Source organism: Stenotrophomonas sp. TEPEL, assembly GCF_004348785.1.
Taxonomy (GTDB): Bacteria; Pseudomonadota; Gammaproteobacteria; order Xanthomonadales; family Xanthomonadaceae; genus Stenotrophomonas; species Stenotrophomonas indicatrix.
In genome coordinates this window covers 2,279,612-2,280,585 of sequence record NZ_QQXJ01000001.1, presented here as the reverse complement: position 1 = coordinate 2,280,585, position 974 = coordinate 2,279,612, and the positions used below count along the sequence as shown (strand labels likewise).

At 67.6% G+C, this 974-nt stretch carries 1 protein-coding gene; it reads left to right on the top strand.

The annotated features are described in order from the left end of the window. The first annotated feature begins 52 nt into the window (after positions 1 to 52). Positions 53 to 835, top strand: coding sequence for a helix-turn-helix transcriptional regulator (locus tag TEP_RS10260; protein ID WP_132825211.1), 783 nt, complete (start codon positions 53 to 55; stop codon positions 833 to 835). Positions 836 to 974: the final 139 nt, after the last annotated feature.

Below are 974 nucleotides of genomic sequence, written 5' to 3'. Positions count from 1 at the left end.
GCGGGACGTCTTCGGCGTCCCGCAACGCCGTTGAAACCTGCAGGGCAGGGCGATGATGCGCAGTGAAGCCGAACGCAAGGAACTGGGAGGCTTTCTCAAGGCCTGCCGTGCGCGGGTCGACCCCGCAACGCTGGGGCTGCCAGGCGGCCGTCGACGCACGCCGGGCCTGAAGCGCGAGGAAGTTGCGCTGGCGATCGGGGTCAGTGTCAGCTGGTACACCTGGATCGAGCAGGGCCGCGAAGTGCGCGCCTCGCCCGAGGTGCTGGAGCGCCTGGCGCAGGTACTGCGATTGAGCGACGACGAGCGCGCCTACGCGTTCGCGCTGTCCGGCTATGGCGTGCCGCTGGAATCGCCCGATGAGACGGTAACCGACGGCCTGCGCCAGCTGGTGGAGGCGATGCAGCCGATCCCGGCCTACGTACGCAATACCCGATTCGACATCCTGGCCTGGAACCCGGCCATCGCCGATCTGTTTGTTGATTACGGTCAACTGGCGCCGCACGAACGCAACACGCTGCGGCTGATGTTCCTGTATCCGCCGTACCGCACGTTGATCCTCAACTGGGAAGAAATGACCCGCGGGCTGCTGGCCAGCTTCCGCGCGGCGATGGCGCAGGCGCCGGACAAGGCGCCGTTCCTGGCACTGGCCGAGGACATCGGCGCGCACAGCGAGCAGTTCCGCCAGTGGTGGCCGGAGCATGACGTGCGTCGTTTCGACGAAGGTGCGAAGAAGCTGAACCATCCCACGCGCGGGCTGCTGGACCTGCAGTACGTGGCGCTGGTGCCGGAGAGCCGGCATGACCTGTCACTGGTGACCTACCTGCCGCGAAGGTAGGTTGGCCGGCAGGGCTGCGCCCTGCACCTGCTGTAGTGCCGGCCGCTGGCCGGCAACCTCAACAGCAACAGCGGGCTTTCCGTGGGGTGGCGGGGCGGTGTCGGAGTGCGGGGACGCCGCAAGTACGTCCGTGTAGGCT

Bases quoted from the DNA above. Each gene is read 5' to 3' on its own strand.
- TEP_RS10260 (WP_132825211.1), top strand. From the start codon at position 53: ATGATGCGCAGTGAAGCCGAACGCAAGGAACTGGGAGGCTTTCTCAAG.